The organism is Auritidibacter sp. NML120636 (assembly GCF_003185945.1).
Lineage (GTDB): Bacteria > Actinomycetota > Actinomycetes > Actinomycetales > Micrococcaceae > Auritidibacter > Auritidibacter ignavus.
This window is the reverse complement of sequence record NZ_QHLO01000004.1, coordinates 17388-33457: the sequence shown is the minus strand read 5'-3', so window position 1 is coordinate 33457 and position 16070 is coordinate 17388. Positions and strand designations below refer to the sequence as shown.

The following is a 16070-nucleotide window of genomic DNA, read 5'->3' as shown; positions in this document are numbered from 1 at the left end:
CTGGAAGGAAACACCGTATGAGCACCACCGAGAATTTCTCCACCGTTCTGGCCGAGTTGCGCGACCAGCTACCTGCCGATGCGGTGGTGGACGATCCCCGGGCGTTGAGTGTGTATCAATACGATCGTTCCGGACATCTCAGCGACACTGTGCCCTCAGCTGCGGTCTTCCCCCGCACCGTCGAGGAGGTTCAGCACATCGCACGGGTGTGCTTCCACCATCGGATCCCGATGGTGCCTCGTGGCGCGGGGACCGGGCTGGCCGGTTCGGCCATCGGTAGCACCGGTGAGATCATGGTCTGCACCGACCGGATGAACCAGATCCTGCAACTGCAACCCGAGAACCGCTCGGTCACGGTCCAGCCGGGCATCCTCAACGGAGAACTCAACACCTACCTGGCGACCCAGGGCTTCTGGTGGCCACCGGACCCGGCCTCCAAAGACATCTCCACCGTGGGTGGCAATATCTCCATGAATGCCGGAGGGTTGCTCTGCGCCAAATATGGGGTCACCCGTGAAGCGGTGCTGTCGCTGCAGGTCGTGCTCGCCGACGGGTCACTGATCACCGTCGGGCACCACACCGTCAAAGGCGTGACCGGCTACGATTTGTGCGCGTTGCTGATCGGCTCCGAAGGCACCTTGGGCATCATCGTCGAGGCCACCCTGAAAATCCGGCCCCTCACCCCGGGCACTACCGTCACTCTGGGGGCCTCGTTTCCGACCGTGACCGATGCGGCAGAGGCCGCCTCAGCGGTCACCCGCCACGGCCACACCCCGGCGATGATGGAGCTGCTCGATGACCTCACCGTGGCGTTGGTGACAGAACACACCGGCGAAAACTTCGGCTCCGGCAACTCCTTCCTGCTGATCCAAACTGACGGACCGGCCGCCGCGACTGAAGCCGAAGAGATTGGGGCGATCCTCACCGACCACCAGGCCGAGCTGACCATCACCGACGACCCGGAAGAATCCCAGCGCCTGGTCGGTATCCGTCGCAGTGTCTTCCCCTCTCTGGAGGCCAAAGGACAGTTACTGGTCGAAGATATTGCCGTGCCCCGGTCCACAATGGCCGAAGCCTTCGCCCGAATTCGCGACCTCGAACAAGCCTCCGGGATCAAAATCCCCACCGCCTGCCACGCTGGTGACGGCAATCTGCACCCGGTATTTGTCGTCGAAGGTCAAGACCACGGCCAGAACCGCGAGGTGCCCGAGGCCATCTGGGACGTGGCCGGACAGGTCTTTACCATGGCCCTGGAATTGGGTGGCACCCTCACCGGTGAACACGGGGTGGGCGTGCTGAAATCCCGCTGGCTGCGTGACGAGCTGGGTGACGTGCAGTACCGGCTGCAACAGAACATCAAAGCCGCCTTCGACCCCCACAACTTGATGAACCCGGGCAAAGTCTTTCGCCCGGCACCCACCGCCTAAGGACAGCCCATGTTGGATCACCAGACCCACACTGCGATCGCCGATGAACTCCACCGGGCCAACCGAGACCGCACCCCGGTCCCGCTCCTGACCGCCCGATACCCGGACATGGTGATTGAAGACTCCTACGCCATTCAAAAAATCTGGGCCGAACGCCAGGTCGAAGCCGGCCGCCACCCGGTCGGACACAAGATCGGGCTGACCTCCAAGGCCATGCAGGACGCCACCGGCATCGACGAGCCCGACTACGGGGTGATCTTCGATGATCAGGTCTTCGACTCCGGCCATGTCTACCAGTGGGAGAACTACACCCACCCGCGCATTGAAATGGAATTGGCCTTCGTGCTCCACCAGGACCTCGAAGGCCCCGGCGTGACCCTCTTCGATGTGCTGCGAGCCACCGAATACGTGGTGCCGGCTCTGGAAGTGCTCGACTCTCGGATCGAGATGCAGGGCCGTACGATTATCGACACCATCTCCGATAACGCCGCACTGGGTTCGATGGTCATCGGTGGCCGGCCGGTCTCCCCGGATGCGGTGGACCTACGCTGGGTGGCCGGCGCACTGTGGCGCAACCACGAAATTATCGAAACCGGGGTCGCCTCCGGCGTGTTGAACCACCCCGGCAATGGCGTGCACTGGCTGGCCAACCGGATTGCTGGCCACGGCGACCACCTGGCCGCTGGAGAAATGATTCTCGCCGGATCCTTCACCCGCCCGATGTGGGTCTACCAAAACGACACGGTCTATGCCGATTACGGTCCATTGGGAGTCGTGACATGTCACTTCGCGTAAAACAACTCCTCGCCCAAGACCCCGCCACCAGTGGCCTATTGCCCGGGGCACTACCGAGCCTGCGGGATCTATTCCCCGCCCAGAGCGGCAAACCCGACCAGCACGGCCCCATCGTCGGGATCTTCGTCTCTTCCGGTGACGCCGGGGTGGCCGAAATCTGCGCCGGGGCCGGATTCGATTACCTACTCATCGACGGCGAACACTCTCCGCTGAGTCTAGAATCCATCCAGTCCCAGCTGCGCGCCATCGCTGGTTATCCGGTGCTCTCGGTGGTCCGGGTACCACATAACGACCCGGTGTTGATCAAGCAATACCTGGATCTGGGCGTGCAATCACTGATTGTGCCCATGGTCGACACCCCCGACCAAGCCCGGGCGGCTGCTTCGGCGGTGGCCTACCCGCCGGACGGGGTCCGTGGCCTCGGCTCGGCCCTGGCCCGCTCGGGTCGCTGGTCCCGGATCCCCGACTACTTGGCGCGGGCCCGCCACACCCTGACCCTGTTGGTCCAGATCGAATCCCACACCGCGGTCAACCACGCCGCTGAGATTCTGGCCACCGACGGTGTTGACGGAGTCTTCATCGGCCCCTCGGATCTCTCCGCCTCGATGGGGCTGCTGGGCCGTCAGACCCACCCGGAGGTCATCGCCGCCGTCACGCAGGTCATCGCCCAGGCGAACGCGGCCGGCAAGATTGTGGGCGTCAACGCGTTCCACGCCGATCAGGCTCGCGACTACGTGGCCGCCGGGGCCGACTTCGTCAACGTCTCCGCCGATGTGGCGATCCTGGCCCGCGGAACCGAGAAGCTGGTGGCAGAGTGGGGGATCGAACAGGAAGCGCCGTGACTGTCGCACCTGATCACCGGTTCGGCGCCTGTCAGCATCCGGGGCCACACAAGCACTTGAGCCTGGCCCAGTGGACCGAGGCCATCTCCCACAGCTTCCACAACCTGACCATCACCGCAGACGACCCGCAGGCGTTTCGGGCCGGGCGCCGGCAGGCGCTACTGGGAGAGATCCTGCTGGTGGATATGGCCACCGACGCCCACCGGGTGTGCCAGCCGCACGTTGTGCCCGAAAACACCCAACCGGCCATGTGTAAGCTTTCGTTGCAGATCGAGGGACAATCCCAGCTGACCCAGGACTGCCGGACCACAGTGCTGGCCCCCGGGGATTTGGCCCTGTACGTCACCCACCGGCCCTATGAGCTGGTCTTCGACCGGCCCCAGCGCTCGCTGGTGATGCAGTTCCCCCAAGAGTATCTGCACCTGGTGCAAGAACAGGTTTCTCTGGTCACCGCCACACCGGTCAGTCGCGAACACGGACTGGGTCGGGTGGTGGTGCCACTATTTGAAAACCTGGTGAACAACCTGCAGATCCTGCATACCCCCAGCGCGCTGTCGCTGGTGCGTTCATCCTTGCAGATGCTGGTCACCATCCTGTTGGAGGCGTCCAAGGCCCAAGGACGTGACACCAGTGAGAATCCGCTGTTTCATCTCGCGACCGCCTATATCGAAGACCACCTGGGGGATGCGGAGCTGGGGCCACAACGCATTGCCGAGTACTTCTACGTCTCCGTCCGCCAGCTCTATACCCGCTTCGCCGAGCACGGCACCACGGTCAGCACCATGATTCGCGACCTGCGGTTGCACCGGATCCGCGACGATCTCGCCGATCCGGTGCATGCCTCCGAGACCGTGCAACAGATCAGTACCCGCTATGGGATTCACGACGCCTCGCAGGTCTCCAAGCTGTTCAAACAGGCCTTTGGCGAATCGCCCTCGGCCTACCGGGCCCGGGTTAAGAACCCAGGTGCGTGATCAGCTTCCGGGCGGTGGTCAGTCCCGACTCCAGGGCCCCGTCCACGCACACCCCGCGCCAGCCACGAGCCAACTCAGAGCCGGCAAAGACCACCGGGGGCTCGAGCCGTTCGAAGTGGTGCCAGGCATCGGTGAACTGCCCGGTGCGTAACGTGCCCCAGGCTTGGCCCGACCACGGGTCGTTCTGCCAGTCGTGACCGGTAGACTCCACCACCTCGAGGTCATCGCGCCAGTAGTCGAGAATCCGCTGGGCATCAGCGGTGGACTCCAGATCCACGGCGGAGGCCTCCGGGCCGAAGCCGACCAGGATGGTATCGCCTTCGGGGGTGAAGTATTCGGAGCGGATACAGGCCATCGGCGCCGGGTAGGGCGCATAGGCCAGTAGCTTGTGTCGGCCCTTGACCTTGAACCAGATTTTCGCCCCCGAGGTGTTCCACCCCTGCTCGATGGTCGCGGTGATCGTCTCGGGTAGCTCAGGGGTGAAACGGATGGTGCGCAACGCACCCGCCGGGACGGTGACGATCACCGCGCTGGCCTCGCGCACCTCACCGGTGGCCAGCGTGACACGGGCGCTGTGCCCGTCGTGGTCGACGGCAGTGACCGGGGTATTGAGGCGAATCGGGCAGTTCAGCTCGGCCGCCATCGGCTCGTAGAGGGCCTTCATTCCATTGACCAGCTTGTACTTCAGGGTGATGTCATCCAACAGACGAAGCCGGTGATCGGAGAGCGAAACCCAGTGTTTGGCCATCAGCGCCGACCCAGTGTGGGGCGAGCCCACGTACCCGGCCGACCAGTAGGCATCGACCAGATCGATCTGCTCCTGAGTGAAATTCCCGCTGGCCCGCACTGCGTCCAACACCGAGGCTTGGTCATCGGCCAGGAACTGCTCGCGCAACTCCGCGGGCCCGTCGAAATCCTCCGAGAGGATCCAGAGCGGATCGTAGGGGTGAGGGAAGTACTGCTCTGAGCGAGCAAAGATCTCGGCCATCGGGGGCTGAATCGTCCGATCCAGATCCTGTAGGGTGCCCTGATGCGTGGTGTCTTGCGAATTCCAGTACACCAGTTCGGGCTCCGGTGAGGCGACAATCGGTTGCTGGTAGCGGGTGATCTCCTGCCACACATGGGCTTGGAACCAGTGCACCCACGTCGCGCCGAGCTCAATCGCGCGCCCCATGCGCTCATCGGTCCAGGCTCGTCCACCGACCCGGTCGCGGGCCTCGACGATCTCGCACGAGATCCCGGCGGACTCTAATTCGCGGGCGGCACGCAATCCAGCGAAACCGGCCCCAATAATCACAACGTGTGGTTCAGTCATGGTGTTCCTTTCCGACGGTGACAAGTTCGGCTGGTGCGCCCGGCACGGCCTCGGGTTCGCGACGTCGTAGCACCTCGCCCCAGAGCAACCCGAGCACTCCGGAGCCGAGAATGATGCCGGGCATGATGAAGATCAGCGAGGAGCCTTCCTCAGCGTCGATCATCACATCGAAATTGGCCAAGATCAGGATGAACACCACCGCCAGCCCGAGGGCTGCTAGGGCCGGGGCGATGACGCGCACCCAGAGCCCGTAGCCGTGGGGGTGGCGGATAAACCAGGCCATGATCGCCACGGAGGTGACCGCTAAGAGGAAGACGAGTCCGAAAGCTGCGGCATTGGTCAACCAGGTGAATAGCGTGATGACCGGAAACAGCGGGCCGAGTTCGTGGCCGGTGCCGGCGATGGCGAAGCCGATCACGACCACCACGGCCAGGGCTGACTGGGTGAGAGATCCGGCCAGCGGGGCGCCGGTGCCGGTGGTGGCTGCCAGCTGACGAGGTAGTACCCCGGAGCGGCCGAGGGAGAAAAAGTAGCGGGCGGCGGCATTATGGAAGGCCAACAGTACGGCAATCAGGCTGGTGACGAACAGGATCGAGGCGAATTGGCCCAGCACGGGGCTGGTCTCGCTGAGCCACACGAAGACCAGATCGGGGCCGAGCTCGGCAGAACGCTCGACCACCTGCGAGGGGCCAATACCAATACCGAAGGCCCACGCGGAGAACGCGTAGAAGATCGCGATGGTGATCAGTGCGATGTAGGTGGCTCCGGCCACGGTGCGACGGGGGTCGGTGACCTCTTCGGAGTAGATCGCACCAGACTCAAAGCCCATAAAGGCCGCAATCCCAAAGGCCAGCAGCACGCCGATACCGGGGGCAAAGAACTGATCGGGGGCAAAGGCATCAGCGGCGGCTCCCTCAGGTGCCACCGCAAGTGCCAGCACATCGATGATGATCACGACCAGGAACTCCAACGCGACGACCACGCCCAGCACCTTGGCGGATAGATCGATGGAGTTGATGCCCAGAATTGCGACCAGGGCCCAACAGAGCAGGGCCATCAGCCACCAGGACACCTCCAGGCCGGTGAGTTCTCGTAGCAGATTGGAGGAAGCAAACCCTACCAGACCGTAGAGCCCGATTTGCATCATGTTGTAGGAGACCAGTGCCAGAATAGCGGCTGCAATACCTTGGCGGAGCCCCAGCCCGGCTGAGACATAGGCATAAAATGCTCCGGCATTGTGCAGGTGTCGGCTCATCGCGGCGAATCCCACCGCAAAGACGACCAGTAACAATCCGAGCACGATATAGGTTTGTGGCACACCCAGCATGCCGGAGACCGCGTAGTTAGTTGGGATCCCGCCAGCCATCACCGTCAGTGGGGCGGAGGCGGCAATGATCACCAAGACCAGGGACACGGTACCGATCCGTCGGGGCGCGGGGGTGGTGTGGGTCGTGGTTGTCATGATCTGTCCTTCACTGGAAACTAGGTCTCTTTAGTGTGAGCCAGATCACCTGAAGTGTCTTGTCGATTCCTGCACAACGCTTGGGCGCCAGTGCAGTGCAGCGTTGAGTGTGACGCAAGTCTCATGTGTCGGGGTTAGGGTGTGGAATAACAACAGTCTGATGAAGGGACAAGAGATGACTGCCGATCTCACCACATATCAAGGATTGCTAGAAGCTGTCACCGTCGATGGTGGCGTGGAGGTTAAAGACCCGGCCACCGCCGAGGTGATCGGCTCGACCGGACAGGCGAGCGTCGATGACGTTGACGCCGCCGTACAGCGGGCCAAGCGGGCTCAGCCAGCATGGGCTGCGCTGGGTGGTGACAAGCGGTCCGAGTATCTGAACCGTGTCGCCGATGCGGTCGAAGCCAGCGCTGAGGCTCTGGCCGAATTGCTCAGCCGTGAGGTGGGCAAGCCGTTGAACGGCCCGAACGCTCGTTTCGAAGTGGGAGCGGTTGCGGGATGGCTCCGCGCCACCGCGTCCTTCGAGCTCAATGACGAGGTGCTCGTGGACGATGAGTCCGGCACCGCCGTGCTGAGCTATCGACCCGTCGGTGTGGTGGGTGCGGTGGGCCCCTGGAACTGGCCGATGATGATCTCCACTTGGCAGTTCGGCGCCGCACTCAAAATGGGCAACACTGTGGTTCTCAAGCCCTCCGAATACACTCCGTTATCCGTCCAGGCATTGGTGGCCGTGGTCAACCAGGTCCTACCTGAGGCGGTGCTCCAGGTGGTGGCCGGGGGCGGCGAGATCGGTGCGGCGCTGACCGGCCACCAGGACGTGGACAAGGTGATGTTTACCGGTTCGACCCGCACCGGCCAGGCCATTATGCGCTCGGCCGCGACGGACCTGAAGCGCCTGACCCTGGAGCTGGGCGGTAATGACGCCGGCATCATGTTGGACGACGCCGATCCGAAGGCGCTGGCTGAAGAATTGTTCTGGGGTGCCTTCATTAACACCGGACAGACGTGTGCGGCCATGAAGCGGCTCTATGTTCCTGAGGCCTTGTACGACCAGGTTGTCGACGAGCTGGCCCAACAAGCCAGCAACGCTGCTATGGGCGTGGGTCTGGAGGAGCATAACGTGCTGGGCCCATTGCAGAACCAACAGCAGTACGACATCGTCGCTGATCTGGTCAACAAAGCCCGCGAGGGCGGTGCCCGGATGGTGACCGGCGGGAACCCCGATCCCGACCAGGCGGGGTACTTCTATCCCGCAACTATTGTGGCCGATATCGATCAGTCCAATCCGCTGGTACAAGCAGAACAGTTCGGCCCGGTGTTGCCGATCATCCGCTACACGGACCTAGACCAGGCCATTGCGTGGGCTAATGAGCTCAACGTCGGTCTGGGTTCCTCGGTCTGGAGTAGTGATCGACAGCGGGCGCTGACGGTTGCCGATCGGCTTCAGGCCGGTACCACCTGGATCAATCAGCACGGTGCGATAGATCCGCGGGTGCCATTCGGTGGCATCAAGAAATCTGGATTCGGCCTCGAGTTTGGGTTGGAAGGCCTCAAGCACGTCGCGGTGCCAAAGGTTACGAAATACTAAACCTGTGGCCCTCTGACGCCGGGCCGCGATCATCGATCTCCCCAGGTCCCGGCCCTGTTTGCTGTATGTTTACTGAATCGTTATAAACCTTGAAAAAGAGATTAACGATATATCTTTGTGGCCTCCGTAGCGTGGAGCGCAGTGCCGAGTGCTGTTCGGTACCGTTTTTCTCAACCACGACGAAGAGGACTCGTTAATAATGCGTATTTTCCGCTCCACGTGCGGCCGCATCGCCCTGGGTGCTGCTGCAACGGTGGCAACCGCATCGCTGGTAGCCCCCTCCGCCACGGCGCAAGAAACCGCTAACGCCCCCGAGGCCGCCCAGGCCCCGAAGAACATCATCCTGCTCATCGGTGATGGTATGGGCTATAACCACGTCGACTCCGCCAGCTTGTTTGAAAATGGTGAGTCGAACTGGCAGATCTCCGTTGATCCCGAGAACGATCAGCAACAACACCAGTCAGACTACGGTGACAACCCCCAGCAGTCGTACGAAGAGTTCGACCTGCAGATTGGCATGTCCCACCACTCGCTGGATTCACCGGTCTACGATCCCGAAGCCGCCTGGGCTGACTTTGACTGGGTGAAGAACAACCCGACCGACTCCGCTGCCTCCGGTACCGCTCTGGCGTCCGGTCACAAGACCCACAACGGCTCCCTGGGCGTTGATGATGACGGCGAACCAGTCGAAAACTTCGCTGAGTACGCTGCGGAGAAGGGTCTGGCCACCGGTGTGGTCTCCTCGGTTCCCTTCGGCCACGCCACCCCGGCCTCCTGGGGTGCACACGTTGCCGATCGTGGTGAAAACCACGCCATCGCCGAGCAGATGATCAACGGTGAGCTGGACGTCATTATCGGTGCCGGTCACCCGCTCTACGATGTGGACGGTCAGGAGCGCGAGGCCAACTGGAAGTGGCTGACCGAGGAACAGTACACCGACCTGCAGGAGGGCAACACCGACTTCACCTTCCTGGAGACCACCGCTGAGCTGAAGGACGTGGCCAACGGTAACAACGTTCCGGAGTCCCTATTCGGCCTGGTGCCGGTGGCAGAAACCCTGCAGTTTGACCGCACCGCCCTGGCTGAGGCTGAGCCTCGTCGTGACAACGGCCGTGTGGACGGCGTTCCCCTGGAAGAGGGTCAGTCCCCGCTGCCCGGTGAAATCGCTAAGAACGACGTGCCGACCCTGGCTGAACTGACCGACGCTGCCCTGAACGTTCTGGAGCAGAACGACGAGGGCTTCTTCACCATGATCGAAGGCGGCGCCATTGACTGGGCCGGTCACGCTAACGCCACCACCGGTAACCTCGAAGAGCAGATCGAATTCAACGACGCTGTGGATACCGTCGTGAACTGGGTTGAGGAAAACTCCAGCTGGGATGAGACCCTGGTGATGGTGACCGCTGACCACGAGACCGGCTTCCTCTCCGGCCCCGGTGCAGGTACCGCCTGGACTCAGATCACCGGTGAAGCTGGCCAGCTTCCCGTTGACGGCTGGTACTCCGGTGACCACACTCAGGCTCTGGTGCCGTTCTTCGCACACGGTGCTGGCGCTGACTCCGTGCTGAACTACGTTCAGGGTGAAGACCCGGTTCGCGGTCAGTACATCGACAACACCGATGTGGCTAAGCTCAGCTTCGACCTGCTCTCCGGCGAAGCCGCCCCCGGTCCCGGTGCTGGCGACGATGACGAAGAAGCCCCTGGCTCCGATGACGACGACGCTCAGACCCCCGGGTCTGACGACGAGGACGGCACCGCCGGTTCCGATGAGGACGAAGAGGGCACCGCTGGCGCCGGTACCGAAGACGGCGTTGCCGGCTCCGGCGACGATGTTGCCGCTGGTGACTCCGAGCAGTCCGGTAGCCTGGCTGACACAGGTACCAGCGTGGCCATCATTGCCCTGCTGATTGCTGGTGCTTTGCTGGTTGCTGGTGTGACCCTGATGGTGCTGCGGAAGAAGAAGACCGCCTAAGCGTCACAAGCTCACCAACCTTTCAGGGGCCTACCCGCCAGGTAGGCCCCTGAGTCGTGTTGATGGTGAGTGATTAATGATCGGTGCTAACCACCGGTTCAAACGGCAGATCGTGCTCGCGAGCAAAAGCCACCCACTCGGCGTTGGTGCGTGAGGCGAACTGAGTGGCCAACTCTTCGGCTGTTGATCCCAAGAGCTCGGCGGTGCGTTGGGCGAAATGTGGTTCCAGACTCGCCACCGCCAACACACCGTCAGCGGTGTCATACATCCGATAGAACGGATTGCCACCTCCCAACGGTGCGCCCGGGGTGGTCATCCCGTAGCGGGCCGGAGCGGCTGCCCACTCGGCAGCCTGGTCCAGCACCACCCGTTGCACCGTGCCCTCGGTGATCTCCGGATGATTTCGCAACAAGTTCAGGCCAGCTAAAGCCGCCGTCGCGCCGCGTTCGCCACCGAGTAAATCGCCACCCAGAATCTGTGGCATGGCTGGTGGTACGAGCGAGCCGTGCCGGGCCTGATAGGTGAGATCATGGCCGGGCTCATTCTCTCGGTCACCGTCGAAACCCACGATCTCCACGTGCACCAGATTAAACTGTCGTACCACCTGGTCCAAGCCCAATTTGGCCACGGCAGCCGGCCGAATCGAGGTGATCAACACCTGCGCGGTGGCCGCGATCTCGAGCAGCTGACCCCGGCCCGCGTCGGTCTTCAGATCAGCTTGGACGATCTGCATCCCCGCGGTGAGCTCGGCGTAGTAGTCGGGAACGAACTGGCGCAACGGATCACCGGCTGGATTCTCCAGTTTAATGACGGTTGCGCCCAGGTCTCGGAGTCGAGCTGCCGCCAAGGGCCCAGGCAGATTGATGGCTGTGGAGACAACCGTGATGTTGTCGAGTGGCTTGAGTGAGGTCTGTGTCACATTCAGTACTCTAATGGATCTGAGCGTCACCGAAAATGGCTGTCCGCGGACTCTTGTCGCCGGTGGTTCGCTCTGCTTGACTGAGGGCACAACCACTATTGAGGAGGCAGTTCGTGCAGATCACCGGTGCAGTTTTGGAAGAGATTGGTCGGGACCGGCCCTACGGCGAGTCCCAACCCATTGTGGTGCAAGAACTCGAGCTGTCCGAGCCCGGAGGGTCTGAACTATTGGTGCGTATGGAAGCAGCCGGGGTCTGCCACTCTGATCTATCCGTGGTCAATGGGTCTCGCGTCCGACCGGTGCCGATGCTCTTAGGCCACGAGGCTGCCGGCATCGTGGAGAAAGTCGGAGACGAGGTGACCGATATCGAGGTCGGTCAGCGCGTGGTGATGACTTTCCTGCCCCGGTGCGGAGAGTGCAAGAACTGTCAGACTGACGGAAAATTGCCCTGTTCGGTAGGGTCAGCAACCAATAATGACGGAACCCTCATCTCCGGACAGCGCCATCTCTCGCGCGATGGTCAGACGGTCGAGCACCATCTAGGTGTCTCCGGATTTGCCACCCACGCCGTGGTGGACCGCCGCTCAGTCGTACCGGTGGGTGATGACGTTCCGGCCGAAATCGCAGCGGTCTTTGGATGCGCCGTGCTGACCGGTGGTGGCGCCCTGCTCAACGCTGTTGCCCCCGAGGCCGGCGAGTCGGTGATGATCGTCGGGCTGGGCGGGGTCGGCATGGCAGCACTGTTGACTGCAGTAGCCGAAGGAATTGACCGCATTATCGCTGTCGATATGTCCGAAGAAAAGCTCGAGCAGGCCCGCCAGCTGGGCGCCCACGAGACCTACACTTCCGAAGAAGTCAAAGACCAAGGCATCACCGCAGACCATACCCTGGAATGCGCCGGTCACCCCAGCGCCTTCGAACTCGCATTCTCTGCCACCAACCCCGGCGGTCGGACGGTGACCGCAGGGCTCCCCTCCCCGGATGCCACCTCCACCATCACCCCGCTGACTTTGACCAGCGAAGTACGTACCGTGATGGGCTCCTACCTGGGATCTTCGGTGCCATCCCGAGACATTCCGCGGTTCGAAAAGCTGTGGCGGGAGGGAAAACTTCCCGTTGAAAAGCTCATCACCCGCCATATTCGCCTTGACGAGATCAATGATGCGATGGATCAGCTCGCTGACGGAGCTGCGGTGCGTCAGATCATCGATTTCTCAGGCTGACTTGCCGGCTCAGAAGGGTAGTAATTAACCTCACAGGTGTTCGGTGGTGCGTCGTGTATATTCAGTAGCCACGCGCGCACTTACTTGCTAGTATATAAACGATCATCGCTCATCACCCCTGGTCAGGGGCTTATCGAAGGAACGCCTGTGCCCATCCGCTTACGCCTGCGTTTCAGCGCGATATTTTTGACTGCCCTTGCCCTGGTTGCCGGGCTGGTTCTTCCCTCGGCCCTCCCGGCTGAGGCTGAGACCGGTCAGACTAAGGCCTATGAATTTACCGGAAACTGGATTGACCAGCCGGAGGCTTTGGAGTCCGGGGTTGGGGTTGTCGGGGCCCAGTGGCGACTCGATATCAACGACTCGGCCGCTGCTCCGGGTAATGCCAATGTTGATGGCAACGTTCTTGAAGTGACCCTGGAGAACGCGGTGTTTACCGATACGCCTGAGACCTGCGAGTCAGCGGAGCTGTCGGAGGATCGCCGCTCCGTGACGTGTGATCTGGGTGAACGCGCTCAGGGTACCGCCGAGGTTGCTTTCACCGGTGTGCTGGCTGATGGCCCGGCCGGTTCCTTCGTGACTGCGACTGGTACGTTCCGGGGCCACGAGGTCAAGCTCCCCGAGATCCCGATTATCAAAAACTTCGGTATGACCGCAAAATTCGATGGTGGTCACCCACAGTCGCTGATTGCCACCAATACCAGGTATCAGAACATCAACTTCCCCTTCTCGATTTCTCACGCTCAGCAGACCGCCAACGGCCCGGACTCGGTGACCTACAGGCTAGACATTCGCTACGTCGACCAGAATGGGAGAATGGTCGCTACTGTCGATCCTCGCCAGACGAGCTGTTCGGCCAATGACCGTATCCAGTCCGGTTACCCGTTCTCGGATGGTCAGCACGCCGAAAACCAGTCCACGCATTTTCCCGACTGCACCCTGAGAAAAACCGGGGACACCACCTTCGAGCTCACCCTCAGCGACCTGAACTACGACAACGGGCCTCGTTTGGACTCCAACGGTCAGCCTCTCCCGGTCGGTTGGGATGTGATCGCCGCCGGTAATATTCACCTTCAGGTGCCATATAACCAGCAGGCACGGGGCGGTACGGTGCGGCTCAAAGCAGAGCCCCAGACCTACACCTCGGTTGAGGGAGAAACCTACGAGGACACCTTAGATAATAAGACCAACGCCATTCCGGTCGTGCGCGGTGCGTTTACCGGAGGGTGGATTCTCGGTGCCCAGCGCCCCAACGCTTACCCAGGCTCTCCCTGGACAAATACGTACCGCGTACCAGCCGGCGCTACCGTGACCTCGGTCGCGGCCACCACGCCAACCACGAGCCAGAATTCAAAAGCGCACAATTGGGTCTGCACGACTTTCGACACTGAGTATGTAGAGTTTCAAGACGCACGTGTGTCATTGAAACGGGAGGCGCAACCTACCTATATTTATGATGACTCGTACGAGGGAGATATTTGGTACTACACCGGTGACATGGTTGACGCCTGGACCGGGGAGCCGGTAGATCCCAATTTCTTCAACTGTGGTACCGAGGCCAAGAGGAGCGATCCTGCTCACGGCAACCCGCCAGGCTGGTCAACTGAGAAGCCCGATGACCTCTCCACGGTCAAGGCCGTGAAGGTTGAACTTCGCCCAGAACTCTTGGCCGAAACAACACACGAGAGATCAGTGGTCTACCTGGTTTCGGAGCTAAAGCTGAAACCGAGTGCGAAGCCCGGTCAAGACGTTTATACCTGGGCTTACTCTCTGGAACAAGGTCGTAACGAGTGGCGAGCCGATCGGATCCAGAACAATCTTGATTATTATGACCGCTCGATGAATCCTGATCTCGCAGAGCCACACAACACCTTGACGCCGGAGGGCTGGCGCTACCCGTACTCCGGGCCAGGACGTGATGCTCTTCTGGTCGTCGGGTCGTTCCCGTTGGTGGAGAACCTCATTGAGAATACCGAATACAAACCAGGTGACGCTGCGAAGTACACGGTGCGTTATGGTTTGGAATCCAACTTGGCTGAACCGGACACTGACCAGGTCGTGGTGAAAAACACCTTGGCGAAGGGCATGGAATACGTCCCCGGGACCGCGCAAGCGAGGACTGGAGCTACGGTGGGCGAGCCGGAGGTGAGTACGAATGACGATGGCCAGCAGGTACTGACCTGGACCATCGATAACGTGCTACCCAACGACGAACTGGGTGAGATAGTCTTTGAGGCCACGGTGCCTGACGATGCCGAACCGGGTGCGGTTTTCGTGAATAAAGCCACAGCCACGTCCCAGGAAGTCACGGTTGACGATAGCGTGCAGTTCGTGGTCCCGCGCTCTGGACACACCTCGATTGTGAAGGATACCGAGCAGGCCACCTTGGACCTGCCGAAGGCTGATGACCCGGATCAGGACGTCACCGCCTGGTGGGATGTAAAGGTCACTTCCGAAGACCCGAACACCTCCTCGTTTGTGGACGTCATCGACTCATTGCCGTATGACGGTGATGGTAGGGGGACCTCAACCGATGCCCAGTTGAAGTTGGCTTCGGTAGACGCTCCCCAGGGTGCGACTGTTTACTACACGACGGTTGATCCCGCTGAGCTGGACGAAGATCCGGGAGCTGAGGTCAACGGTGGTGCTGGTACTCCGTCGGATATTTGGTCCACTGAGTTTACTGAGGATGCCACGGCTGTGCGTGTGATTACCGGTGAGCTGGCACCTGGAAAGACGCTGTCCTTCCGGGTCAACCTTTCGGTGATCGGTGGTAAGAATGGCGATATTCTGGTGAATAAAGCAGTTGGACGTGCCGAGAGTACCCAGTTGCGGATGCGTACGTCCTCGCCTGTGACGTTCGTTGGTGCTGAGGAGCCCTCGCCGTCGCCAAGTGAGCCGATTGAGCCGTCGCCGACGGAACCTTCTCCTACGGAGCCCACTCCGACGGAACCGTCTGAGCCGACTCCGTCTGAGCCGACTCCGTCTGAGCCGACTCCGTCTGAGCCGACGCCGTCTGAGCCGACGCCTACTGAGCCGACTCCGTCTGAGCCGACGCCGTCTGAGCCGACTCCGAGTGAGTCTTCGCCAAGTGAGCCGACTGAGCCGAGCCCCAGTGAACCGACTCCGAGTGAGCCTTCTCCTAGTGAGACGCAGCCAGGTTCTTCTGAGCCTTCGAGTCCGGAGCCTAGTGGCTCGGCGTCGACTCCTACGTCTACCCCGGAAGAGCCGGGCGTGACTGAGTCTTCCACTGCTGGTCAGCCAGGTGCGACGCCTGATCAGCCTTCGGATCGTGAGGACGATGATTTGGCCAGTACTGGTTCGGCGGTGCTAGCTATGGCTATGGCAGCGGCAGCGTTGATCGGTCTGGGTCTGGTGCTCACGGTTGCTCGACGCAAGCGGCACGGCTAGCTGATCTGCTAGCGCACACGGCGGCGAACTCTCCTGCGGGTTCGTCGCCGTGCTGTGTTCGGATGTTGCGTTCCAGCCGGTCGCGCCATGCTCAGAGTAGCTAGTCAACCAACTAGAGGCACAAGACCTCGGTATGACTCAG

11 protein-coding genes are annotated in these 16070 nt (G+C 61.5%); 8 read left to right on the top strand and 3 right to left on the bottom strand.

The annotated features are described in order from the left end of the window. Positions 1-17: 17 nt before the first annotated feature. From DCC25_RS04780 to DCC25_RS04765, 4 genes are read left to right on the top strand one after another with little or no spacing between them, the layout of a single operon-like run. Positions 18-1427, top strand: coding sequence for an FAD-binding oxidoreductase (locus DCC25_RS04780; RefSeq protein ID WP_110100795.1), 1410 nt, complete (start codon positions 18-20; stop codon positions 1425-1427). A gap of 9 nt (positions 1428-1436) precedes the next feature. After that, the gene (locus tag DCC25_RS04775; RefSeq protein ID WP_110100794.1) at positions 1437-2222 is read left to right on the top strand and encodes a 2-oxo-hepta-3-ene-1,7-dioate hydratase; all 786 of its coding nucleotides are present in this window, start codon (positions 1437-1439) and stop codon (positions 2220-2222) included. Then, positions 2207-3064 carry an HpcH/HpaI aldolase/citrate lyase family protein gene (locus DCC25_RS04770; protein WP_110098980.1) on the top strand — a complete coding sequence of 286 codons (858 nt, stop codon included), beginning with the start codon at positions 2207-2209 and terminating at the stop codon, positions 3062-3064. The genes DCC25_RS04775 and DCC25_RS04770 overlap by 16 nt, the downstream gene beginning before the upstream one ends. Then, positions 3061-4038, top strand: a complete 978-nt coding sequence (locus tag DCC25_RS04765; protein ID WP_233487907.1) for a helix-turn-helix domain-containing protein — start codon at positions 3061-3063, stop codon at positions 4036-4038. Before DCC25_RS04770 ends, DCC25_RS04765 begins: the two co-directional genes overlap by 4 nt. On the opposite strand, the gene DCC25_RS04760 is transcribed toward DCC25_RS04765, so the two are convergent. Further along, positions 4019-5353, bottom strand: a complete 1335-nt coding sequence (locus tag DCC25_RS04760) for an NAD(P)/FAD-dependent oxidoreductase (protein ID WP_110100793.1) — start codon at positions 5351-5353, stop codon at positions 4019-4021. The genes DCC25_RS04765 and DCC25_RS04760 overlap by 20 nt on opposite strands. After that, a complete protein-coding gene (locus tag DCC25_RS04755; protein ID WP_110098978.1) occupies positions 5346-6815 on the bottom strand; it encodes an APC family permease in 1470 nt (489 codons plus the stop codon). Before DCC25_RS04755 ends, DCC25_RS04760 begins: the two co-directional genes overlap by 8 nt. Before the next feature lie 175 nt (positions 6816-6990). Between DCC25_RS04755 and DCC25_RS04750 the strand changes: the two genes are divergently transcribed. Both DCC25_RS04750 and DCC25_RS04745 read left to right on the top strand, forming a co-directional pair. After that, positions 6991-8406 carry an aldehyde dehydrogenase family protein gene (locus DCC25_RS04750; RefSeq protein ID WP_199445871.1) on the top strand — a complete coding sequence of 472 codons (1416 nt, stop codon included), beginning with the start codon at positions 6991-6993 and terminating at the stop codon, positions 8404-8406. A 148-nt stretch (positions 8407-8554) separates the two neighbouring features. Beyond that, positions 8555-10378, top strand: coding sequence for an alkaline phosphatase (locus DCC25_RS04745; RefSeq protein WP_110100791.1), 1824 nt, complete (start codon positions 8555-8557; stop codon positions 10376-10378). 73 nt (positions 10379-10451) lie between these two features. On the opposite strand, the gene DCC25_RS04740 is transcribed toward DCC25_RS04745, so the two are convergent. Next, positions 10452-11297 carry a CoA transferase gene (locus DCC25_RS04740; RefSeq protein ID WP_110098976.1) on the bottom strand — a complete coding sequence of 282 codons (846 nt, stop codon included), beginning with the start codon at positions 11295-11297 and terminating at the stop codon, positions 10452-10454. A gap of 113 nt (positions 11298-11410) precedes the next feature. Here DCC25_RS04740 and DCC25_RS04735 point away from each other — a divergent pair, with 113 nt between their 5' ends. Continuing rightward, complete coding sequence (locus tag DCC25_RS04735; RefSeq protein ID WP_110098975.1) at positions 11411-12520, top strand: alcohol dehydrogenase catalytic domain-containing protein; 1110 nt, start codon at positions 11411-11413, stop codon at positions 12518-12520. A 147-nt stretch (positions 12521-12667) separates the two neighbouring features. Beyond that, complete coding sequence (locus DCC25_RS11405) at positions 12668-15928, top strand: isopeptide-forming domain-containing fimbrial protein (protein ID WP_199445870.1); 3261 nt, start codon at positions 12668-12670, stop codon at positions 15926-15928. Positions 15929-16070 lie beyond the last annotated feature (142 nt).